The sequence below is a fragment of the Streptomyces sp. NPDC006208 genome (assembly GCF_040613775.1).
GTDB lineage: Bacteria > Actinomycetota > Actinomycetes > Streptomycetales > Streptomycetaceae > Streptomyces.
In genome coordinates this window covers 15,523-36,622 of the sequence record NZ_JBEXSW010000037.1, presented here as the reverse complement: position 1 = coordinate 36,622, position 21,100 = coordinate 15,523, and the positions used below count along the sequence as shown (strand labels likewise).

At 71.9% G+C, this 21,100-nt stretch carries 19 protein-coding genes; 3 read left to right on the top strand and 16 right to left on the bottom strand.

Going from position 1 to position 21,100, the window contains the following annotated elements; all coding sequences use genetic code 11:
• Positions 1-36: 36 nt before the first annotated feature.
• Positions 37-936: an ABC transporter ATP-binding protein gene (locus tag ABZ208_RS27225; RefSeq protein ID WP_356912092.1), complete on the top strand. Its 900-nt coding sequence runs from the start codon at positions 37-39 to the stop codon at positions 934-936.
• Positions 933-2,570: an ABC transporter permease gene (locus ABZ208_RS27220; RefSeq protein ID WP_356912091.1), complete on the top strand. Its 1,638-nt coding sequence runs from the start codon at positions 933-935 to the stop codon at positions 2,568-2,570. The genes ABZ208_RS27225 and ABZ208_RS27220 overlap by 4 nt, the downstream gene beginning before the upstream one ends.
• 74 nt (positions 2,571-2,644) lie before the next feature.
• Here the strand turns inward: ABZ208_RS27220 and ABZ208_RS27215 are convergent, their stop codons facing one another.
• From ABZ208_RS27215 to ABZ208_RS27175, 9 genes are all read right to left on the bottom strand, one after another.
• On the bottom strand, positions 2,645-3,421 hold the full coding sequence (locus ABZ208_RS27215; protein WP_356912090.1) for a hypothetical protein: 777 nt from the start codon (positions 3,419-3,421) through the stop codon (positions 2,645-2,647).
• A 202-nt stretch (positions 3,422-3,623) separates the two neighbouring features.
• Entirely contained in the window at positions 3,624-4,829 is a 1,206-nt protein-coding gene (locus ABZ208_RS27210) for a cytochrome P450 (RefSeq protein ID WP_356912089.1), read from the bottom strand.
• 33 nt (positions 4,830-4,862) lie between these two features.
• A complete protein-coding gene (locus ABZ208_RS27205) occupies positions 4,863-5,522 on the bottom strand; it encodes a response regulator transcription factor (protein ID WP_356912088.1) in 660 nt (219 codons plus the stop codon).
• Complete coding sequence (locus tag ABZ208_RS27200) at positions 5,519-6,817, bottom strand: histidine kinase (protein WP_356912087.1); 1,299 nt, start codon at positions 6,815-6,817, stop codon at positions 5,519-5,521. The genes ABZ208_RS27205 and ABZ208_RS27200 overlap by 4 nt, the downstream gene beginning before the upstream one ends.
• Positions 6,818-6,967: 150 nt before the next feature.
• Positions 6,968-7,789 carry an NAD(P)H-binding protein gene (locus tag ABZ208_RS27195; RefSeq protein WP_356912086.1) on the bottom strand — a complete coding sequence of 274 codons (822 nt, stop codon included), beginning with the start codon at positions 7,787-7,789 and terminating at the stop codon, positions 6,968-6,970.
• A gap of 61 nt (positions 7,790-7,850) precedes the next feature.
• On the bottom strand, positions 7,851-8,720 hold the full coding sequence (locus ABZ208_RS27190; protein ID WP_356912085.1) for an alpha/beta hydrolase: 870 nt from the start codon (positions 8,718-8,720) through the stop codon (positions 7,851-7,853).
• A gap of 505 nt (positions 8,721-9,225) precedes the next feature.
• On the bottom strand, positions 9,226-10,422 hold the full coding sequence (gene kynU / locus ABZ208_RS27185; RefSeq protein WP_356912084.1) for a kynureninase: 1,197 nt from the start codon (positions 10,420-10,422) through the stop codon (positions 9,226-9,228).
• Positions 10,415-11,236 (bottom strand): tryptophan 2,3-dioxygenase family protein, encoded by an 822-nt coding sequence (locus tag ABZ208_RS27180; RefSeq protein WP_328398442.1) that lies wholly within the window; start codon positions 11,234-11,236, stop codon positions 10,415-10,417. The genes kynU and ABZ208_RS27180 overlap by 8 nt, the downstream gene beginning before the upstream one ends.
• A gap of 85 nt (positions 11,237-11,321) precedes the next feature.
• On the bottom strand, positions 11,322-12,263 hold the full coding sequence (locus tag ABZ208_RS27175; protein WP_356912083.1) for a DUF3152 domain-containing protein: 942 nt from the start codon (positions 12,261-12,263) through the stop codon (positions 11,322-11,324).
• Between the two features lie 97 nt (positions 12,264-12,360).
• On the opposite strand from ABZ208_RS27175, the gene ABZ208_RS27170 reads away from it, so the two are divergent.
• A complete protein-coding gene (locus ABZ208_RS27170) occupies positions 12,361-12,780 on the top strand; it encodes a DUF3151 domain-containing protein (RefSeq protein ID WP_356912082.1) in 420 nt (139 codons plus the stop codon).
• A 167-nt stretch (positions 12,781-12,947) separates the two neighbouring features.
• Here the strand turns inward: ABZ208_RS27170 and ABZ208_RS27165 are convergent, their stop codons facing one another.
• The 7 genes from ABZ208_RS27165 to ABZ208_RS27135 form a co-directional block, all read right to left on the bottom strand.
• Complete coding sequence (locus ABZ208_RS27165) at positions 12,948-14,423, bottom strand: MFS transporter (protein WP_356912081.1); 1,476 nt, start codon at positions 14,421-14,423, stop codon at positions 12,948-12,950.
• 27 nt (positions 14,424-14,450) lie between these two features.
• On the bottom strand, positions 14,451-15,605 hold the full coding sequence (locus ABZ208_RS27160; protein ID WP_356912141.1) for a MalY/PatB family protein: 1,155 nt from the start codon (positions 15,603-15,605) through the stop codon (positions 14,451-14,453).
• 162 nt (positions 15,606-15,767) lie between these two features.
• A complete protein-coding gene (gene fbaA, locus ABZ208_RS27155) occupies positions 15,768-16,790 on the bottom strand; it encodes a class II fructose-bisphosphate aldolase (RefSeq protein ID WP_356912079.1) in 1,023 nt (340 codons plus the stop codon).
• A 221-nt stretch (positions 16,791-17,011) separates the two neighbouring features.
• The gene (gene pyrE, locus ABZ208_RS27150) at positions 17,012-17,551 is read right to left on the bottom strand and encodes an orotate phosphoribosyltransferase (RefSeq protein WP_328398452.1); all 540 of its coding nucleotides are present in this window, start codon (positions 17,549-17,551) and stop codon (positions 17,012-17,014) included.
• Between the two features lie 10 nt (positions 17,552-17,561).
• Positions 17,562-18,365, bottom strand: coding sequence for an aldose 1-epimerase (locus tag ABZ208_RS27145; RefSeq protein WP_356912078.1), 804 nt, complete (start codon positions 18,363-18,365; stop codon positions 17,562-17,564).
• Between the two features lie 23 nt (positions 18,366-18,388).
• Positions 18,389-19,363: an SRPBCC domain-containing protein gene (locus ABZ208_RS27140; protein ID WP_356912077.1), complete on the bottom strand. Its 975-nt coding sequence runs from the start codon at positions 19,361-19,363 to the stop codon at positions 18,389-18,391.
• A 52-nt stretch (positions 19,364-19,415) separates the two neighbouring features.
• Positions 19,416-21,062 carry a polyamine aminopropyltransferase gene (locus ABZ208_RS27135; RefSeq protein ID WP_356912076.1) on the bottom strand — a complete coding sequence of 549 codons (1,647 nt, stop codon included), beginning with the start codon at positions 21,060-21,062 and terminating at the stop codon, positions 19,416-19,418.
• Positions 21,063-21,100: the final 38 nt, after the last annotated feature.

The window sequence follows — 21,100 nt, the reverse complement described above, 5'->3', positions numbered from 1 at the left end:
TTCACAATTTTGTGAAAACAGCGTACGTTCTGAAACATGACGAAGGCAATCAGCGTCTCCGGGCTGCACAAGTCGTTCGGGCGCACGCACGCGCTGGACGGTCTGGACCTCGCCGTCGAGGCCGGCGAGGTCCACGGCTTCCTCGGCCCCAACGGCGCCGGGAAGTCCACCACCATCCGGGTCCTGCTCGGCCTGCTGCGTGCCGACTCGGGAGCGGCGCAGGTGCTCGGCAAGGACCCCTGGCACGACGCCGTCGACCTGCACCGCCGGATCGCATACGTCCCGGGCGATGTCACCCTGTGGCGCAACCTCTCGGGCGGCGAGGTCATCGACCTGTACGGGCGCCTGCGCGGGGGCCTCGACAAGGCCCGGCGCGCGGAGCTGATCGAGCGGTTCGAGCTCGACCCCACCAAGAAGGGGCGTACGTACTCCAAGGGCAACCGCCAGAAGGTCGCCCTCGTCGCCGCCTTCTCCTCGGACGTGGACCTGCTGATCCTGGACGAGCCGACTTCCGGCCTCGACCCGCTGATGGAGGAGGTCTTCCAGGACTGCGTGACCGAGGAGCGCAGCCGCGGCCGGACCGTCCTGCTGTCCAGCCATGTGCTGAGCGAGGTCGAGGCGCTCTGCGACCGGGTCAGCATCATCCGCAAGGGACGGACCGTCGAGTCCGGCTCGCTCGCCGAGCTGCGTCATCTGACGCGTACGAGCGTGAGTGCCGAACTGGCCTCCCCGCCCGATGGACTTGCCCAGCTGCCCGGTGTGCACGACGTCGACGTGCAGGGCCACCGCGTAAGGCTCCAGGTCGACACCGACAAGCTCGACGCCGTCCTGCGCTCGCTCACCGGGTCGGGCGTCCGGTCCCTCACCAGCACGCCGCCCACCCTGGAGGAGCTCTTCCTCCGCCACTACGCACCTGAAGAGGCGATGTCGCGATGACCGCCGTCGCCGACGCGCCCCGGATCACCGCGGTCGCCCGCCGCAGCCGCCAACTGGCGGGAACGGGCACGCTGCTGAGGCTCGCCCTGCGCCGTGACCGCATCATGATGCCCGTCTGGGTCCTGGTCATCGGCGGCATGGTCGTCAGCGGCGTCGGCTCGCTGGAGACCCTGTACGCGACGCAGGCCGAGCGGGCCGATGTCGCCCGCTCGATGTCCGCCAACAGCTCGATGCGCTCCCTGTACGGGCCGGTGTTCGGCGACTCGGTCGGCGGACTGGTCGCCTGGCGGTTCGGCGCCTTCGCCGCGGTCCTCGCGGCCGTGATGAGCCTGGTCGTCGTCGTCCGGCACACCCGGGAGGAAGAGGAGACGGGCCGTCAGGAGCTGTTGTCCTCGGCCGTGGTGGGACGGCGCGCGCCACTGACCGCCGCACTGCTCACCGCGCTCGTCGCCAACGCCGCGGTCGCACTCGTGATCACGGCCGGTCTGGCCGGCCAGGGCGCGGGCGGTGCGCTCGCGCTCGGGCTCGCCGTCGGCGGTACGGGCATGGTCTTCGCGACCATGGCCGCGAGCGTCGCACAGATCACCGAGAGCGCGCGGCTCGCGAAGGGCGTGACGGCGGCGGTCCTCGGGTTCGCGTTCGTCCTGCGGGCGGCGGGTGACGCGGGGGGCACCTCCCGGGCCGGAGGCCTGGGAGGAGGCTCGTCGGTGCTGACATGGCTCTCGCCCGTCGGCTGGGCCGAGAACGTCCGCGCGTTCGCCGCCGAACGCTGGTGGGTGCTGCTGCTGGTCGCCGCCGCCGTGACGGTCCAGGCGGTGATCGCGTACGAGCTCACGGGGCGGCGCGACATGGGCATGAGCTTCCTGCCCGCCAGGCCCGGCCCGGCCGAGGGGAAGCTCGCCGGCGCGGGCGCGCTGGCCCGGCGGCTGCAGCGCGGCAGCGTGCTCGGCTGGACGCTGGGCTTCCTGCTCGCGGGAGTCGTCTTCGGCGGCATGGTCGAGGGCGCGGCGGACCTGGTCGGCGACAACGAGCGGGCCAGGGAGATCTTCGAGCGCATGGGCGGACAGTCGGCACTGACCGACGCCTTCCTCGCCACGATGGCCGGGATGTTCGGCATGATCGCCGCGCTGTATGTCGTCGCCTCCGTACTGCGACTGCACAGCGAGGAGACCTCGCAGCGCGCGGAGCCCGTCCTCGCGGGCGCGGTCGGGCGGCTGCGCTGGGCGTCGGGGCATCTGCTCATCGCCTTCGGCGGCGCCGTGCTGATCATGACGGTCGCCGGGCTCGGCCTGTCGCTCGCGTACGGCCAGGACCTCGGCCCGATCCTGGGCGCCTGCCTGGTGCAGCTGCCTGCGGTGTGGACGCTGGGCGGACTCGCGGTCCTGCTGTACGGGGCGTTCCCGAAGGCGGCGGTGGCGGCGTGGGGCGGGGCGGGCCTGTCGCTGGCACTGGGCTGGATCGGACCGGCGCTGAACCTGCCGCAGTCCGTGCTGAACCTGTCCCCCTTCGCCCATCTGCCGAAGCTTCCGGGCCCGGAGATGGCGTGGACCCCCGTACTGACGCTGACGGCGCTCGCGGTGGTGCTGGTGGTGGCGGGCCTGGTGGGCCTGCGGCGCCGGGACATGACCACCTGACCGTGTCCCCCCGGACGCGCGACGCCGGGCGGACGACCTGACGGGCCGTCCGCCCGGCGCCGGGCTTCGTCGCGTCAGCCCCGGCAGCCCGGGATGACCGAGCTGCAGTTGTTCGGCGAGTTGCCGGTGACCACGGAGTGGACCATGACCACGGGCCCGCCGACGTTGTGGATCCCGCCGCTCATGCCGGCCTGCGCGCTGTTCAGCATCACCGTCGAGGCGCTCAGCCGCGCCGTGCCGCCGGCGAGGTTCAGCAGCCCGCCGCCGGCCCGCAGGCCGGTGTTGCCGCGCAGCTTGGACAGGCTCAGCTCCAATGAGCCGGCGTTGGCGATGCCGCCGCCCGCCCGTGCGGTGTTGGCCTGCACCTTGGAGTTGATCAGCATCAGCTTGCCGCTGCTGGCGATGCCGCCGCCGAACCGGGTGGCGGTGTTGTCGCGCACCGTGGAGTTGCTCAGCGTCACCGTGGCGCCGACGTTCAGCAGGCCTCCTCCGTCGACGTCGAAGCCGTGGGCGATGCCCAGGCGGGCGACGTCCACCTGGACGTTCCGGCTGCCGCGGACGGTCAGGACAGTGCCCTCGTGGTTGCCGTCGAGTACCGCCCCGCCGACCCCGACCAGGCTGAGGCTCTTGCCGACCCTGAAGTTGCCGTAGCAGGTTCCACGGATCATGAGTGTCGCCCCGGGAGCGGCGTTGTCGATGGCGGTCTGCAGGTTCTGGCTGGTGCAGTTCACGAGGGTCTGGGCCGCGGCCGGCGTGGCCGCGACCACTCCGGCCGATCCCACTGCGACCGCCACGGTCACGGCCGGCACCCACCGGCGCCACACCGTCCGAGTCGCTGCCATCTTGAGCATGCTGTGTCTCCTGTCCGCGCGGGGCGGAGCGGTACGGCTCCGCCGTCGCTGTTGCTCCTCCGGGTCGGGCCCGGCGCGAGCATGGGTGCCCAAGGTGGTCGACAGCGCAACCGGGGCAGCCCTCGAGTCCCACGAACGGCCGGAGACCATGACCGGGGTGGACTACGGCCCTGTCGCGGGATCAGGCCGGATCCCGCCGGGCTCAGACCTCGACGAGCAGCTGCTTCAGACCGCGGATCACGAAGTTCGCACTGCGCTCGGGCTCCGCCGCGAGGCGCAGGGCCGGGGCCTGGTCCAGCAGCGCCGCCAGGGACGACGCGAGTTCGATGCGGGCGAGGGGAGCGCCGATGCAGTAGTGGATGCCCGCGCTGAAGGAGATATGAGGGTTGTCCTCGCGGGACAGGTCGAGGGTGTCGGGGTGGGCGAAGACGTCCGCGTCACGATTGGCCGAACCGAAGAGGAGGGCGACCTCGGAGCCGCGCGGGATCGTGGTGCCGTCGATCTCCACGTCGTCGAGGACCCAGCGCTCGAAGAGCTGGAGCGGGGTGTCGTAGCGCATCAGCTCCTCCACAGCTGTGGACAACAGCGAGCGGTCGGCGCGCAGGGCCGCAAGCTGGTCCGGGTGGCGGAACAGCGCCCACCAGCCGTTGACCGTGGTGTTCACCGTCGCCTCGTGGCCCGCGTTCAGGAGGAGGACACAGGTCGAGATCATCTCCTGCTCGCTGAGCCGGTCACCCGCGTCATACGCGGCGATCAGACCCGAGATCAGGTCCTCACCCGGATCCTTGCGGCGGGCCGCTATCAACTCCCGCAGGTAGGAGGAGAATTCGACGGACGCCCGGACGGCCGCTGACGCCGTCTCCTGCGAGGGGTTCAGCTCGTACATTCCGCAGATGTCCGCCGACCAGGGCCGCAGCTGCCCGCGGTCGGACTCCGGGATTCCGAGCATCTCCGCGATGACGGCGACCGGCAGTGGCTCGGCGACCGCGGTCAGCAGGTCGCCGCCGCCCTCCGCGACCAGCGCGCTCACCAGCTCGGAGGCGAGCGAGTGGACATACGGGCGCAGCCGCTCGACCGTGCGCGGCGTGAACGCCTTCGAGACCAGGCGCCGGATACGGGTGTGGTCCGGGGGCTCCAGGTCCAGCATCCCGTGATCGTTGAGCGTGTGGAACGGCTCGTGCGCCGCGGGCGGCGGCGTACGCCCGAACTCCTCGTGCGTGAAGCGGTGCAGATACGTGCGGCCGAGCCGCCGGTCCCGCAGCAGCGCGGAGACGTCCGCGTGGCGCGGAACCAGCCACTGCCGCGTCGGTTCGAACCAGTGCACCCGGCCGCGGGCGCGCAGTTCGGCGTAGGCGGGGTAGGGGTCGGCGACGAAGGAGGGCGACCAGGGATCGAACGTCTCTGCCATGCCCCGACGCTAGCGCCTCGGGGCCCCCGCACGTCAGCCCGGCGTGACCAGCCTCGCCTCGTACGCGAACACAGCCGCCTGCGTCCTGTCCCGCAGGCCCAGTTTCACCAGGACCCGGCTCACATGCGTCTTGATCGTCGACTCGGCGACCACCAGATGCGAGGCGATCTCCGCGTTCGACAGACCCTGGGCGATCAGGACCAGGACCTCCGTCTCACGCTCGGTCAGATCGCCGACCTGGGTCAGGGCCGCCGGGCGCGGGGTCTCGGAGAGCTTCGAGAACTCGGTGATCAGCCGGCGCGTGACCGTCGGGGCGAGCAGTGCCTCGCCCGCCGCCACCACCCGCACCCCGTCCGCGAGCTGCCGGGCGGACGCGTCCTTCAGCAGGAAGCCGGACGCCCCGGCGCGCAGCGCCTGGTACACGTACTCGTCGAGGTCGAAGGTGGTGAGCACCAGCACCTTCGATTCGCCGGGCGCGGCGAGGATCTCCCGGGTGGCCTCGATGCCGTTCAGCTCCGGCATCCGGATGTCCATCAGCACCACGTCCGGCGCGAGCTCCGCGGTCTTGGTGACAGCCTCGCGTCCGTTCACCGCCTCTCCGATGACCTCGATGTCGGGCATCGCGTTCAGCAGGACGGAGAAGCCCTCGCGGACCATCATCTGGTCGTCGACGATAAGGACACGGATGGTCATGACGCCTCCTCGGCGACGGTCTGGGCGACGGGGATGAAGGCGGTGACCTCGTAACCGCCCTCCTCGGTGGGCTCGGCGGTCATCTCGCCGCTCAGCATGGACACCCGCTCCCGCATGCCCGTGATGCCGTGGCCGGCCCCCGGGGAGGGCTTGACCAGGCCCTGCGGCTCGGTGTTCACGATCCGCAGGCCCAGACCGCCGAGCACGTACGAGATCTCGACCTTCGCCGTCGCGCCGGGTGCGTGCCGCAGCGCGTTGCTCAGCGCCTCCTGGATGATCCGGTACGCCGACAGCTCGACGCCCTGCGGCAGCGCGCGCACGGCGCCCGTGATCGTCTTCTCCGTCTCCAGGCCCGCCTCCCGGACATTGCCCAGCAGGTTGTCGAGATCGGCGAGGACCGGCTGCGGGGCGTCCGGCGCCTCGTAGTCCTCCGCCCGTACGACACCGAGGATGCGGCGCAGCTCGGTCAGCGCAGCCACCGCGTTCTCGCGAATCGTGGCGAACGCCTTCTCCAGCTCCTCCGGGGGGTTCTCCACCCGGTACGGGGCGGCCTCGGCCTGGATCGCGACGACCGACATGTGGTGCGCGACCACGTCGTGCAGCTCACGGGCGATGGTGGTGCGCTCCTCCAGCAGCGTGCGGCGGTCGCGCTCGACGGCCGTGACGGTCTTCTCGGCCGCGACCTCCTGCCGCGCCTCGCGGCGGGTGAGGAACATGCTCACGATCAGCAGGACGAAGGCGGAGGTGAAGAGCATCCCCGGGGCGTTGGAGCCGTATCCGCGGGAGATCGCCGTATCGGCGAACACCGAGTACGCAGCGGTGATCACCCACATCCAGGCCGCCGTGCGCGGCCGGGTCCGCAGCGCGACCACGGTCATCACGGTGAGGTGCCCCAGGAAGCCCGAGGGCGCCCACGGCCAGTCGCCCCAGCTGCCCAGTACCGCCACGAACGGCGTGGGCGCCATCGACACCCACCAGGCTCCGACGGGCCTGACCAGCGTCATGCCGACGGCCACCGCCGGGGCGAAACCTACGACCAGGAAGTCCAGCCCGGTGCCCGTGGAGGCGGAGGCGAGCATCAGCGTGATGAAGGCCAGGAAGAGGACCACGGCGTGTGGCAGCCACACCGCGGCCCGGCGTATCCGTTTGCCGGGCAGCCGGCGGACCAGCGGCCCGTCCGGCCGCAGGGGCGGCAGCGGCCGGTAGGCGAAGGCGTTGTGGAAGAGGTCCTGGCGGAGGCCGCTGAGCGCTCCCTGGGCCAGGCGGTACTCAGGGCTGCGGGTCTTCTCGGTCACGTAGAGAAAGGTAAGCGGCGACCGCGGGTCCGGTCGTCATCAGCGATACGGATCCTGCGGCATCCGTCCTGAGTACTACCGCGCGTACCTGCAGGTCGTACGGGGATTGCCGGGGTGTCTCACACCCGGACACTCCCCGCGGACCCGGCCTCAGGCGCGGAAGGCGCCCGCGTGCTCCTGGGCCCACTCGGCGAAGGTCCGCGCCGGCCGTCCGGTGACCTTCTCGACGGTGCCGGCGACGGTGCGGCCGACGAGCGGGGTGTTGCCGTACGCCTCCAGCAGGAAGCCGATCACGTCCTCCTGCAGGCCCCCGGCCCGCCACTTCCCGACCGCCTGCTCCTCGCTGAGCTCGACGAGCCGGATCTCACCGCCCCGGGCGGCCGCGAGCGCCTCGGTCTTGTCCTTCAGGGTCAGCACCTGCGGACCGGTGATCACGTACTCCTGGCCCGCGTGCCCGTCCTCGGTGAGGGCCACCGCCGCGACCGCGCCGATGTCCGCCTCGTGGACCATGGCGCTGAGCCGGTCGACGAACGGTTCGCGCACCTCGCCCGTGTCGCGGATGTCCTCGGCCCACTCGAGGGCGTTGGCCATGAACTCGACGGGCATGAGCACGGTCCAGGCCACAGTGCTCGCCCGGACCGCGTCCTCCAGCAGGCTCGGGCCGCCGCCGTGCAGCACGGTGATCCGGCGTACGCCGGCCTCACGGGCCAGCTCCAGGATGCGCGGGCCGGTCTCCAGCGGGGCGAAGTACGGCCCGCCGAAGGTGATCAGATGCAGACCCGTGACGCCCTCGAGCGCGGCGGCGAGCGTCCCGGGTTCGGTGAGGTCGCCCTGGACGACCTCGACCCCGGCGGGGAAGTCCGCCTTCGCGGGGTCACGGGTCAGGGCACGGACAGCGTGTCCACGGCGGAGCAGCTCCGCGACTACCTGGCGGCCAACGGTTCCGGTTGCTCCGGTCACGAGATTCGTCATGGGAAGAAGGTAGAAGGGCTTGCGGTCAGCTTCTGTCCGCAAGCCCCAGCTTTTTCCTTGCTCACCAAGCGAGTTGGGCGATCTCCTCCGCCACGACGGCACATGCGTCGGCCGCCGGGTCGATCAGCGGGAAGTGCCCGACCTCCTCGAGAAGGGTCAGCCCGACGGTCTCGCCGGCCTTCGCCGCCGCGTCGACGAATGCCTCGGCCACGCCGGCCGGCACCACGATGTCCTCCCGGCCCTGGACGATGACAGTCGCGATTCCGGTGGGCAGCAGGACGGCCGGGTCTGCGTGCGCGCTGCGAGCCTCGAACTCGTCCTCACCACCGAGGAGTTGGGATACGGCGCCGCCGCACACATCGAGTTCGACGGCCCGCGCGAAGTCGGCGATCGGCGCCAGCGCGACCACGCCGCGCAGGGCGGGCGGCGCGGGCAGCCGCCACCGGGAGCCCGCCGGCAGCACATGGCGGGCGGCGGCCCACAGCGCGAGGTGCCCGCCGGCCGAGTGCCCGGTGACGACGATCCGCCGCGGATCGGCCTGCGGCAGCGCCTCGCGCACCAGGTCCGGCAGCGCGTCCATGGCGACGGCGACATCGTCGAACGTGTCGGGCCACCGCCCGGCGACCGGCCCGGCGCCGCCCTGCTGCGGGATCTCCCGCCCTCGCCGGTACTCGACACTGGCGACGGCGAGCCCGCGCCGGGCCAGGTAGTCCGCGAACGGAGTGACATGCTGCCGGTCGTACGGCGCCCGCCACGCCCCGCCGTGCATCACGACGACCAGCGGGGCACCGTCCTCCCCGCCCCGGGGCGCGTAGAAGTCGACGACGTGGTCCGGGTGCTCCCCGTACGCGACGGACACGTCCGGCGCGACGGCGGGATGCGAGAAGGCCGACTCTTCCTCGGCGGCGTCACGGGCGACGGGGTCCGGCATGGGCTGCTCCAACTTCCCGCGGTGTGGATGTACGACGTGATCAGCGGGAAGCTACCAGCGCCCGGCACCGGGGGCGTACTGCCCACCGGCGCGTGCGGCGCACCGCCGTCCGACCGGTGGACCGCTGAACATGCGCAGCGCGCAGGCGGCGAGCTGCCCGTCCCATGGGCGCCACGCCTCGGCCGGGACCTCCGGCAGGACGCGCGGACGCGGAACCACGCCGGCCGACGGCACACTGCCGCTCGCCGGTGACGGCCTCACGCACCGACCGGTGGCCGGGCCCGACGGGCCGCCGTCGGCGGCACGGCGTCCGCCCACTGCGGCCCGGCGCCCAGGCACCCGTCGCCGGGCGCAGGCGGCGACTCCCCGCTGCCGGCGGGGCCATGGACTTGCGCCCCTGGCGACGCACCGCGCCGACGCACCCACCGTCCGACGGGTGGACCCGCTGACTGCCGCGAGCACATGCATGCCGCGCGCAGACAGCGGGCCCCCCGCCCCATGGGCGCTACGCCTCGGCCAAGACCTCCGACAGGACGCGCGCCGCGCGCTCCACGTCCGCGAAGCCCACGTACAGCGGCGTGAAGCCGAAGCGCAGGACATCAGGGCGGCGCAGGTCGCCGATCACGCCGCGGGTGATCAACTCCCGCATCACCCGCGGCGCGTCCTCGCAGCGCAGCGCGATCTGACTGCCGCGCTCCGCGTGCTTGCCCGGCGTCAGGCAGGTCACCCGGCCCTGGGGGACATACGCCTCGACGCACTCCAGGAAGAAGTCCGTCAGCGCCAGGCTCTTGGCCCGCACGGCGTCGACCGAGACCCCGTCCCAGACGTCCAGCGACGCTTCGAGCGCCAGCATCGAGAGGATGTCGGGGGTGCCGACCCGGCCCCGGACCGCGCCGTCCGCCGGCTCGAAGCCGGGGGTCATCGCGAACGGGTCCGTGTGCGAGTTCCACCCCGGCAGCGGCGAGTCGAACGCGGCCTGATGGCGCTCGGCCACATAGATGTACGCCGGCGAACCCGGACCGCCGTTCAGGTACTTGTACGTACAGCCGACCGCCAGGTCCACGCCGTGCTCGTCCAGGCCCACCGGCAGCGCGCCCGCGCTGTGGCACAGGTCCCAGACCGCGAGCGCGCCCGCGTCGTGGATCGCCGCCGTCAGGGCCGGCAGGTCGTGCAGCCGGCCGGAGCGGTAGTCCACATGGTTGAGCAGCACCGCCGCGGTGCTCGGTCCGATCACCGACACAAGGTCCGCCGGGTCCACCGGGACGATCCGCCTGCCGGTCATCCGGGCCGCCGACCCGGCTATGTATCCGTCGGTCGGGAAGGTGGTGGCGTCCACCAGGACATCCGTACACGCCGGGTCGTCCTGCAGCCGCACCGCGCCCACAACCGCCTTGAAGACGTTGACGCTCGTGGAGTCGCCGACCACGATCTGCCCCGGCGCCGCCCCCACGAGAGAGGCGATCCGGTCGCCGATCCGCTCGGGCGCCGTCCACCAGCCGCTCTCGTCCCACGAGCGGATCCGCAGCTCGCCCCACTGGCGCCGCACCACGTCGGCGACCCGGTCCGGGACGTGCGCGGGCAGCGCGCCGAGGGAGTTGCCGTCAAGGTAGACAGCGTCATCGAGCGCGAACAGCTTGCGCGCACCGGCCAGTTCGTCTGCGGCGTCCAGCGCCGCGGCCCGCTGGGCCAGGTACTCAGACATGGCTGCGCGCCGTCCACAGCTCGGGGAACACGTTCTTGGCGGCACGCTTCTCCAGCCAGGAAACCCCGGCGGAGCCACCCGTGCCGACCTTCGAGCCCATCGCCCGCCGGGTCGCCACCAGGTGATCGTTGCGCCAGCGCCACACCAGCTCGCCGACGTCCGTCAGTGCCTCACCGAGCCGCACCAGGTCGGTGTCCTGGTCCGCGCCGCCGTACACCTCGGCCCAGACCTTCTCGATCTCTTCCGACGGCTCGTACTTCTGCGACAGGTCGCGCCGCAGCACCTCGTCCGGCACGGCCAGACCGCGGCGTGCCAGCAGCCGCAGCACCTCGTCGTACAGGCTCGGCTCGTGCAGCGCCTTCTCCAGCTCCGCGTACACCCGCGGCGCGCCGCGGTGCGGCACCAGCATCGACGCCGACTTCTCACCGAGCAGGAACTCCATACGGCGGTACATCGCCGACTGGAAGCCCGATCCCTCGCCGAGTGCGGCGCGGTAGGCGTTGAACTGCGCGGGGGTCAGCTGGGCGAGGGGCTTCCAGGAGGCGTTCAGCGCCTCGAGCTCCCATCCCGACCGCTTCAGCGCCTCCATGGCGACCGGCAGCCGGTCCTCACGCAGCGCCGCGGCAGCGGTCTCCCACTCGTGGACGATGACGGTGAACCACAGCTCCATGACCTGGGTGGTGACCAGGAAGACCATCTCGCCCGGGTCGTCCGAGCGCGGATGCTGGAGATGGGTGAGCACGTCCGCCTGGACGTAGTCCTCGTACGGCGTGGTGCCCGCGAAATCCAGATTCGGGGCGGAGTCATGTGACATTGCTGTCTCCTCGACATCCGGGTAGCGGTCCGCCCCTTCCTGTCCGGTGTGGGCCCCGGTCCCCACCGGCATCATAAGCAGAGACTCACACCGGTGGTCCGGTGAGATAGGTCCCCTTCTCGTCGTACGGCCAGGCATTGGAAACACAGCCGTCCAGGCCCTTGATCTGCTGCATCATCACCGGCGCGGGCTTCCCGTCACCGGGGCAGCCCATGTGCTGCCGGTTGCCGATCTCGTGCCCGACCTCATGGTTGATGATCAGGTGCCGGTACTCGGCGGGCGCCCCGTCGAACGTCGGCGAGCCCAGCATCCAGCGCCGCAGATTGACCACGACGCCGTCGGCGGTCTCGCAGTTCAGCTCACCGCCCGTGTCGAATCCCTGCTCGAGACAGAGCTTGTCCGCGGTGGTGGGCGTGGCGATTCTGATCACGAAGTCGGCGTTCTCCGACACCAGCTGGAATCGGCCGTGGCCGTGGGCCGCCCAGCCGCGCGGGTGGGCGAGTATCTTCTCGATCTCCGCGGCCGCCTGCTCCGCCTGGACGCCCGTGCCGTCCTCGACCTCCACCTGGTAGCGGCGCGGCAGGCCCGAGCCGGCCGGCGCACCGGAGGACCGCGCGACGGCGAAGGTCCCGGCGCCGGAGACAGGCACGCTCGCGGACGACGCACTCGGCGACGGGGACGACGACGGGGACGCGGACGGCTCGGCGGACGGGGAGGCGGCGGGCGGCGTCACACGGGAGGGAGCGGAGGGACGGGGCGGGGCCGGCTCGGCAGGGGCCTCGGGCGAGGCATCGGGCGTCCTCGGCTGCGAGGCTGTGGGCTCCTCGACGGGTTCGGCCGGCTTCGCCTCCACGGCGGCGGACCGTTCGCCGTGCCAGTGCGCGAGGGCGGCGCCGCCGCCGACGGACAGGGCGGCCAGGCACGCGCCGAGGGTCAGTAGCGGGGCGACGGAACGGCGGCGGCGGGACGAACCGCGGCGTGCACGGCTCCGGCTGCCGCCGCGGCGGGGTGCGGCTCGCTTGCCCAAGACAGGTCTCTCCCCCGTGAATTCGTCAGTACGTGCGATCGTACCGGGCCTGTTCGTGCGCCGGAGGGTGATCGCCGAGGAGTGGCAGACTGCACGTATGAGCACTCAAAAGAACCTGCTGGGCGGCCCCGATCCGACCTATCTGCCGGACCAGGAGGAGCCGTACCGGCGGCTGGGAGAGCAGTCGGCGGACCCGGCGCAGGTCGTCGCCGACTTCCCCACCTTCTCGCTCGCCTGGGCGATGCTCGCCGACGATGCCTTCGAGGCGGGCCGCGTGGTCGAGTCGTACGCGTACGCGCGGACCGGTTACCACCGGGGCCTCGACCAGCTCCGGCGCGCCGGCTGGAAGGGCCACGGCCCCATCCCCTGGAGCCACCAGCCCAACCGCGGCTTCCTGCGATGCCTGGCGGCCCTGGCCCGCGCAGCGGAGTCGATCAAGGAAACGGACGAGGCGGAGCGCTGCAGCCAGTTCCTGAAGGACAGCAGCGAAGAGGCGTACAACGAACTGATGCGTTAGCGGGCCGCGACCCGGCGCCGGTGGCGGCAGTGGTGTCCGCGGCCACCGGCGCGGTCGCGTCCCGGCGTACGACGCCGCACGCCCGTGGCAGAGGTCGGCGACCGCCCCCACACCGAGGCGCGGCAGCGGACGGGCGCACCCTCGTCAGGCACGGGCCTGGTCGCCGCTCAGGCACGGGCCTGGTCGCCGCCCGAGGCCTCCAGGGGCGGGGACACCACGCCGCAGTTGACCTTGCACTGCGGGTGGCAGTGCGCCGCCTTGTCCTTCGGGGTGCGCACCGTCAGCACAGCGATCAGCGCCCCCAGCACCAGGATCCCCGCGCACATCGGCATGGCCCGCCGGAACGTCGCCCCGAACTCCTCCGCCGAGCGGTACGCCTCCGGGCCCATCCCCGCCAGCAGGGGCAGCGCCGCAACGGCGAGCAGACCGGCCGCACGGGCCGCCGCGTTGTTGATACCGCTCGCGATCCCCGCCCGCCCGACGTCCACCGACGCCAGCACGGTCGCGGTCAGCGGGGCGACCAGGGTCACCATGCCCAGACCCAGGACCAGCAGTGCGGGCAGGACCTCCGTCAGGAACGACGCGTTCTCGCCGACCCGCAGCATCAGCAGCATCCCGGCCGCGCACAGCAGCGGACCGACCGTGAGCGGGATACGCGGGCCGATCCGCTCCCCCAGTTCCCCGGACTTCGCCGACAGCAGCAGCATCAGCACGGTGACCGGCAGCAGCGCGACGCCCGCGCCGAGCGCGGAGTAGCCCGAGACCACCTGGAGCTGCAGGGCGGCCAGGAAGAAGAACCCGGCGAAGGCGGCGTACACGCACAGCGTCACCACGTTCACCGCGGTGAACGTGCGTGACGCGAACATCGACAGCGGCAGCATCGCTTCCGGCCGCCGCCGCTCGACCGCGACGAACGCGGCCCCCACGAGGACGCCCACGGCCCCCGCCCACCACGCCGCCGCGATCAGCGCGTATGTCACCAGGCCCAGCGCGGCCGCACCGAGCACCGCCCCCAGCACGTCGAAGCGGCCGGTGGCCTTGGGGTCACGCGACTCCGGAACATGCCGCATCGCGACCGGCACGCACAGCGCGGCCAGCGGCACATTGAGCAGGAACACCCAGCGCCAGCCGGGTCCGTCGACCAGCCAGCCGCCCACGAAGGGGCCGACCGCCGCGCCGACGCCGCCGAACCCCGACCACAGACCGACCGCACGGGCCCGGTCATCGGGGTGGAAGCTCGCCTGGATCAGCGCCAGCGACCCGGGGGTGAGCAGCGCGCCGCCGACGCCCTGGACGGCGCGGGCGACCACCAGGATCCAGGCGTTCGGCGCCAGTCCGCACAGCAGCGATCCGACCGCGAACCAGATGACGCCCAGCACGAAGATCTTCCGCCGCCCGTAGCGGTCGCCGAGCGCCCCGCCGAGCAGGATCAGCGAGGCCAGCGTGAGCATGTAGGCGTTGACGGTCCACTGGAGGCCCGCCATGTCGGTGTCCAGGTCCTCGCCGATACGCGGCAGAGCGACGTTGACGACGGTGGAGTCCAGCATCGCCATGCTCGATCCGAGCACCGTCGTCAGGACCACCCAGCGACCGGTGGCCGTCGGGAGCCGGATGCTTCCCACGCGGTCCGGGCTGGTGTCCATACCGGGATCATCCCAGCAGCGTGCGGCTCACACGAGTCGGCCGAGGGCCCGGATCAGGGCGTCCGCACCGCGCTCGGCCTTGCTGCGCGGACAGCCGACATTGAGGCGGACGCATCCCGGGCTGCCGTACGTCGTGCCCGGCATGATCGCGACCTTCTGGCGTTCGATCAGCTCCCGCTGGAGCGCCGTGTCGTCGATTCCGAGCGGCCGCAGGTCGATCCAGGCGAGATACCCGGCCTGCGGCGGCTGCCAGCCGAGCTGGGGGAACGCCGCGGCGAGCCGGTCGGCGAGCATCTGCAGATTGCCCGCCACATAGGCGTTGAGCTGGTCCAGCCAGGCCCCGCCCTGCCGGTACGCGGCGATGTGGGCGGTCAGCGACAGCACGGCCGGCGAGGCGAGTCCCTCCCCGGTCCGCATCCGCCGCAGGAACTCGGCGTGGTCGTCGCGGTCGCCGACCACGCCGTACGAGCCGCTGAGCGCCGGGAAGTTGAAGGACTTGGTGGCCGAGGTGATCAGCGCCCAGCGCCCGCTGCCGTACCGGGCCCACGGCAGATGCGGCCGCCCGCCGTGGGTGAAGTCGGCGTGGATCTCGTCGCTGACCACCGCGACCTCATGGCGCGCGGCCAGTTCGGCCATCGACGTCAGTTCCGCATGTGTCCACACCCTGCCTGTGGGGTTGTGGGGCGAGCACAGGACCAGGACCTTGCTGTCGGGGCGGGCGAGTTGTCGCTCCAGCTCCGCCATGTCACCGGCCGGCACCCCGCGCAGCTCCCGGCCCAGGCCGCCTATCGCCTTGATGAAGCCGTCGTACGTGGGGGTGTGGACGACCACGCCGTCACCGGGCACGGACCACATCCGCAGCAGCTGGGAGAGCTGGTTCAGCACGGAGGGCCCGTACACGACCAGGTCGGTGTCTATCTCGGTGCCGTACCGGGTCTCGAACCAGTGACGGATCGCGGAGAGGAAGTCCTCGTGCTGCCAGTCTGTATAGCCGAAGACCCCGTGCGCGACCCGGCGCTGAAGGGCGTCGAGCACCTCGGGCGGGGAGGTGAAGTCCATGTCGGAGATGGTGAACGGCAGGAGCCCGTCGACACCGAAGCGGTCGGCCACCCCGTCCCACTGGATGCACCACGTACCGCGCCGGTCGACGACGGCATCGAAGTCGTAGCTCACGTCGCCCATGCTCATGCCGCCACCGCTCATGCCGCCACCGCTCACGTCGTCACCGCTCACGTCGTCACTGCTCACGTCGAGTCTCCCCAGGGTCCGGGCACACCGCGGGCCCGGCGCCCCCGCGAAGGGGTGCCGGGCCCGGGTACAGCGGCTGCTTGATACAGCGGCCGCTTACTTGATCTTGGTGCCGGTGGAGCGGAGGGCGGCACAGGCCTCGGTCACGCGCGTGGCCATGCCGGCCTCGGCCAGCTTGCCCCAGCTGCGCGGGTCGTAGGTCTTCTTGGAGCCGACCTCGCCGTCGACCTTCAGGACACCGTCGTAGTTCTTGAACATGTGGTCCGCGACGGGGCGGGTGAAGGCGTACTGGGTGTCGGTGTCGAGGTTCATCTTCACGACGCCGTTCTCCAGCGCGGTGGCGATCTCCTCGGCCGTCGAGCCGGAGCCGCCGTGGAAGACGAAGTCGAACGGCTCGGCCTTGCCGTACTTGGCGGCGACACCGGCCTGCAGGTCCTTCAGCAGCTCGGGGCGCAGCACGACGTTGCCCGGCTTGTAGACGCCGTGGACGTTGCCGAAGGAGGCGGCCAGCAGGTAGCGGCCCTTCTCGCCCAGGCCGAGCGCCTCGGCGGTGCGCAGCGCGTCCTCGACGGTGGTGTACAGCTCGTCGTTGATCTCGTGCGTCACACCGTCCTCCTCGCCACCGGTCGGGGTGATCTCGACCTCGAGGATGATCTTGGCGGCGACAGCCTGCGCCAGCAGCTCCTGGCCGATGGCCAGGTTGTCGGCGAGGGTCTCGGCCGAGCCGTCCCACATGTGGGACTGGAACAGCGGGTCCTGGCCCTTGGCCACGCGCTCTGCGGAGACGGCGAGCAGCGGACGCACATAGCCGTCCAGCTTGTCCTTCGGGCAGTGGTCCGTGTGCAGCGCGACGGTGATGTCGTACTTCGCAGCGACGATGTGCGCGAACTCGGCCAGGGCGACAGCGCCGGTGACCATGTCCTTGCTGTACTGGCCACCCAGGAATTCGGCGCCGCCGGTGGAAATCTGGATGATGCCGTCGCTCTCGGCCTCCGCGAAGCCACGCAGTGCAGCGTGCAGGGTCTGGGACGAGGTCACGTTGATGGCCGGGTAGGCGAACTTGCCTGCCTTCGCCCGGTCGAGCATCTCGTTGTAGACCTCGGGAGTCGCGATGGGCATGTGTCCGCTCCTTGTGATGTGCGGGTATGTGGTGCTGGCCCTGACCTGGGGGCGACGTCATCGTCGCGGCCTATCTTTCCAGACTCCTGGCCAGGGTCCACCATGCCCGTCTTGCGATCATGCGCGAGGGGCGTCCCGTTTCACGTGAAACAGTGCGCCCCTCGACATCACCGCAGGTCAGACCTGGAATCACTGATTCCGGGTCAGTAGATCCCCGTCACTCAGGCGAGGCCGAGCTCGTCCAGCGAGTACGCGTTGACGTACGGCAGGCCCGCCTCCGCGATCCTGGGGGCGGCACCCCGCTCCACGATCACGGCGACCGCGACGACCTCGCCGCCGGCTTCCCGGACCGCCTCGACGGCGGTCAGCGGGGAGCCTCCCGTCGTCGAGACGTCCTCGACGACCAGGCAGCGGCGGCCCTTCACATCCGTGCCCTCGATACGGCGCTGCATCCCGTGCGCCTTGCCGGCCTTGCGGACGACGAACGCGTCGAGCCGCTTCCCGCGGGCCGCCGACGCGTGCAGCATCGACGTCGCGACCGGGTCGGCGCCCAGCGTCAGACCGCCCACGCAGTCGTAGTCCAATTCCGCGGTGGCGTCGAGCATCACCTGGCCGACCATCGGCGCGGCCTGGCCGTCCAGCGTGATCCGGCGCAGGTCGATGTACCAGTCGGCCTCAAGACCCGAGGAGAGGGTCACCTTGCCGTGCACCACGGCCTTGTCCTTGATCTGCTCGAGCAGCTCAGCGCGTACGTCAGTCATGGTCGCCAGCTTAGATGCGCCGCCAGGTCCAGGTTGTCGTCATCTCCAGGGGGTCGATGGGAGTGACCAGCCGCGGGTGCGTGTTGAGGCCGTCCGGCGGACCGGACTGGGGCTCCACGCAGACCGCCTCGTCCTGCTCGTCGTAGACCACGACCCACTCGGCCGCACTCGTGACGGTCAGCTCCAGCCGGCCGGGCCAGGTGAGGGTGACCTTGACACCGCCGGGCATGCCGAAGCAGTCGTCCCAGGGGCCGGGGAGCGGCGCGATGCGCTGTCCGGTGGGCATATGGTCCGCACCGCGCTCCTCCTGCCACTCGGGCGTGAAGTCGATCCGCACATCCTCGTCGCGCCCGCCGCCGAGGTTGCGCCGGAACCACGGGTGCCAGCCCGCCTGCGCGGGGAAGGACGTCTCGTACGTCTCGATGCCCATGGCGAGCGTCAGCGATTCCTCGGTGAGCGCGAAGGTGTGCGTGACCCGTCCGGAGTACGGCCAGGGGTCGGCGAGGTCGTAGACGAAGGCCGCCTCGCTCTTGCCCGCCACGGCGGTACGCCAGACGGAGTCGCGGCCGGTCCCGTGGATGGCGTGCGGCGGGGAGTTGAGCGGCAGGTGATGGCGCACCGCCCCGTTGTAGAACAGCCCGTCCCGTACCCGTCCGCACCAGGGGACCATCGGGAACGAGCCGTACTTCGCCCCCTGGCGCAGCACCTCGGTGCCGCCGATCTCAAGGCCGGCGATACGGCAGCCGTTCTCCGGACGCACGGTCAACTCGACGTCTCCGGCGGCCAGCCGGACGCTTTCATCGCTGCTACTCACACCATGACAGTAGCCGCGGACGGCTACTGGCGTCGGCGCAGCACCCGGCCGATGACGACGGCGGACGCGACCGCCAGCGCGGCGGCGGGTGCGAGCCAGCGCAGCGTCACACCGGCCGTACCGGCCTCGGGCGCGGGGGCCGGCGCGTAACGCCCGCGGGGCGGGGCGTGGTCGACCTCTTCCGCACTGCGCCCGATCATGGTCCGCCGGGCATGGGCGGCCTCGGCGGCCGGCTCCTCGGGCGCGGCGGCAGCCGTCAACTCGTCCACGTCATCCACCTCGTCGAGGTCGTCGACGTCGTCGAACTCGTCCTCGGCATCCGGCCCGAGCGAGGGCGGCGGGACAGGCGTGTCGAAGACTGAGGTGTCGGCGTCATCGCCTGACCCGGTGACAGCCGAGTCGGCGGCGACGGCCTCATCCGGTGCGGCACCGGACGGTGTGTCAGCGTCGGAGTCGCCACCGGACGTCGTATCCGCAGCGCCCGCCTCGGAGGCGGCCCCCGTATCCGTGGCGTCGTGCGCGGCAGCCTCGGGTCCGGCCTGCCCGGCCCCGGCCGTTCCCGTGTCCGTGGTCGCCACCGCCGCGGCCATGGCCGCGGCGAAACGGTCCAGCAGACGGTGCGCCGCCGATGTCGCCGTGTCCGGGGAAAGGTCGGCCAGGCGGCCCTCCGCGTGGGACGTTCCCGTGAAGCCCAGGGTCGTCCCGCCGTCGGTCGGCTCCGGGCGGATCGCCAGCGTCACCTTCACCGAGCCGCCGCCACGCACCTCTGTGCCCTTGCCCTCGACCGCGAAGACCCCGTCCTGCTCCGTGAGGTGCAGCGCGCCGCGGTAGGTGATGGTGTGCCCGCCGGCGCGTACCTTGAGCCGGCCCGAGAGCGGGCCCGCGGACGCGTCCGCGTCCTGCTGGAGCCCCGGGACGCAGCGGGCGACCCGCGCGGGGTCCCGCAGCAGCTGTCGGAGTGTCTCTGCCGGAACCGGAACGAACACCTCATGCTCCATGGAAGCCGAGCCTACTCAGCCCGGCGCGCCACGTCTGCCTTTCGGGTGCGGCTCAGTGTCCGTATCGCGGGTGGACCAGCGTCGACGGCGGCAGCGCACCCGGCGGCCGCGTGGCCTCCGTCTCCCGCGCGCCCTCGGCCAGCGCACCGGTGGTGAGCGCCCGCAGCCGGGGCCCGCCGGCGTCGAGACCGAGCCGTGGAGCACGGCCCTCGGCAGCGATCAGAAAGCCCCAGTCACGCGGCGCCGCTCCGGCTCGCCGCAACCGCGCCGGCCCCGCACCCGCCTCGGCGCGGTAGCCGCGTGGGTGCAGCCCCGCCGCACGGAGGGTCGCCTCGACCGTCCAGTACGTATGCGCCCGGGTCAGGACCGGCCCGGCATGCACCACCAGCCGTCCGCCGTCCGCGAGCGCGCCCCGGGTGAGCCCGTAGAACTCCAGCGAGTACAGCTTGGAACTGGCGGTGAAGGCCGGGGCGGGCAGATCGGAGACGATCACGTCGTACGCCCCGAAGCCCGCGCCACGCAGCCAGCTGAAGGCATCCGCATGGACCACCCGTACCCGCGGGTCTTCCAGGGCATGGGCGTTGAGCCCGGCGAGCCCCGGATCCGTACGGGCGAGGCGGGCGACGCCCGGATCCAGTTCGACCACGGTCACCGACCGGACGCCCGGATGGCGCAGCGCCTCGCGCGCGGCGAGGCCGTCTCCCCCACCCAGGATCAGCACCCGTGTGTGCGGCCCTCGCATCGCAGGATGGACGAGCGCCTCGTGGTAGCGGTGCTCGTCGCGGCCACTGACCTTGAGCTGCCCGTTCAGATACAGATCCGGCGGCCCCGGTCTGCCGCCCGCGAGAACGATCTCCTGCACATCGGTGTGCACCGCCGCGCGCACCTGGTCGCCGTACATCGCCCGGCGCGCCGCCTGCTCGAAGTCGCCGCACAGCACGGTCGCCAGCGCCAGCACCGCGAGCACCGCGACATTGGCGGCCAGCAGCAACGCCCTGGCGCGCACGGTCAGATCGCGGCGGAACAGCCACAGCACGACCGCGCCGCCCGCCACCGCGTTGACGGCCCCGGTCAGCAGCGCGCCGGTGAGCTGGCCGAGCCAGGGCAGCAGCAGGAACGGGAACGCGAGCCCGCCGACGAGCGCGCCCACATAGTCGGCGGCGAACAGATCGGCGACCGTGCCCTCCGCGTCCCTGCGCGAGATGCGCTGGATCAGCGACATCAGCAGCGGTATCTCCGCACCGATCAGCACCCCGATGGCCAGCGAGAACGCCACCAGCACCGAGCGGGACTCGCCCAGCCAGGCGAAGGCCGCGTACAGCACCATCGCCGAACAGCCGCCGATCAGCGCGAGCGCCGCCTCGAGCACACCGAAGCCGACGGCAGCCCGGCAGCGCAGCCGTTTGGCGAGGAGTGAGCCGATGCCCATCGCGAAGACCATCACGGAGAGCACGACGGACGCCTGGGTGACCGAGTCGCCGATCAAGTACGAGGCGAGTGCTACCAGTTCGAGTTCGTACACCAGACCGCAGGCGGCACAGACGAACACGGCCGCCAGCACCAGACAGCGGCCGGCGTCGGGGCGCACGGGCAGTTCCGCCCCGCCCTGGGGCGGAACTGCCCGCGACGGCGCCCGCGTCGGTGTTCGCGTCGGCGTTCGCGACACCACCCGCGAGGACGTCCGCTGCCGTTCGATCATCCGCGTAACGCTACGTCACGCTCCGCACGCCGATCGTC

What these genes read in the sequence shown, in the direction of transcription:
- ABZ208_RS27225 (WP_356912092.1), top strand. Translation starts at nt 37, where the DNA reads ATGACGAAGGCAATCAGCGTCTCCGGGCTGCACAAGTCGTTCGGGCGC.
- ABZ208_RS27220 (WP_356912091.1), top strand. Translation starts at nt 933, where the DNA reads ATGACCGCCGTCGCCGACGCGCCCCGGATCACCGCGGTCGCCCGCCGC.
- ABZ208_RS27215 (WP_356912090.1), bottom strand. Translation starts at nt 3,421, where the DNA reads ATGCTCAAGATGGCAGCGACTCGGACGGTGTGGCGCCGGTGGGTGCCG.
- ABZ208_RS27210 (WP_356912089.1), bottom strand. Translation starts at nt 4,829, where the DNA reads ATGGCAGAGACGTTCGATCCCTGGTCGCCCTCCTTCGTCGCCGACCCC.
- ABZ208_RS27205 (WP_356912088.1), bottom strand. Translation starts at nt 5,522, where the DNA reads ATGACCATCCGTGTCCTTATCGTCGACGACCAGATGATGGTCCGCGAG.
- ABZ208_RS27195 (WP_356912086.1), bottom strand. Translation starts at nt 7,789, where the DNA reads ATGACGAATCTCGTGACCGGAGCAACCGGAACCGTTGGCCGCCAGGTA.
- ABZ208_RS27190 (WP_356912085.1), bottom strand. Translation starts at nt 8,720, where the DNA reads ATGCCGGACCCCGTCGCCCGTGACGCCGCCGAGGAAGAGTCGGCCTTC.
- kynU (WP_356912084.1), bottom strand. Translation starts at nt 10,422, where the DNA reads ATGTCTGAGTACCTGGCCCAGCGGGCCGCGGCGCTGGACGCCGCAGAC.
- ABZ208_RS27180 (WP_328398442.1), bottom strand. Translation starts at nt 11,236, where the DNA reads ATGTCACATGACTCCGCCCCGAATCTGGATTTCGCGGGCACCACGCCG.
- ABZ208_RS27170 (WP_356912082.1), top strand. Translation starts at nt 12,361, where the DNA reads ATGAGCACTCAAAAGAACCTGCTGGGCGGCCCCGATCCGACCTATCTG.
- ABZ208_RS27165 (WP_356912081.1), bottom strand. Translation starts at nt 14,423, where the DNA reads ATGGACACCAGCCCGGACCGCGTGGGAAGCATCCGGCTCCCGACGGCC.
- ABZ208_RS27160 (WP_356912141.1), bottom strand. Translation starts at nt 15,605, where the DNA reads ATGGGCGACGTGAGCTACGACTTCGATGCCGTCGTCGACCGGCGCGGT.
- fbaA (WP_356912079.1), bottom strand. Translation starts at nt 16,790, where the DNA reads ATGCCCATCGCGACTCCCGAGGTCTACAACGAGATGCTCGACCGGGCG.
- pyrE (WP_328398452.1), bottom strand. Translation starts at nt 17,551, where the DNA reads ATGACTGACGTACGCGCTGAGCTGCTCGAGCAGATCAAGGACAAGGCC.
- ABZ208_RS27140 (WP_356912077.1), bottom strand. Translation starts at nt 19,363, where the DNA reads ATGGAGCATGAGGTGTTCGTTCCGGTTCCGGCAGAGACACTCCGACAG.
- ABZ208_RS27135 (WP_356912076.1), bottom strand. Translation starts at nt 21,062, where the DNA reads ATGATCGAACGGCAGCGGACGTCCTCGCGGGTGGTGTCGCGAACGCCG.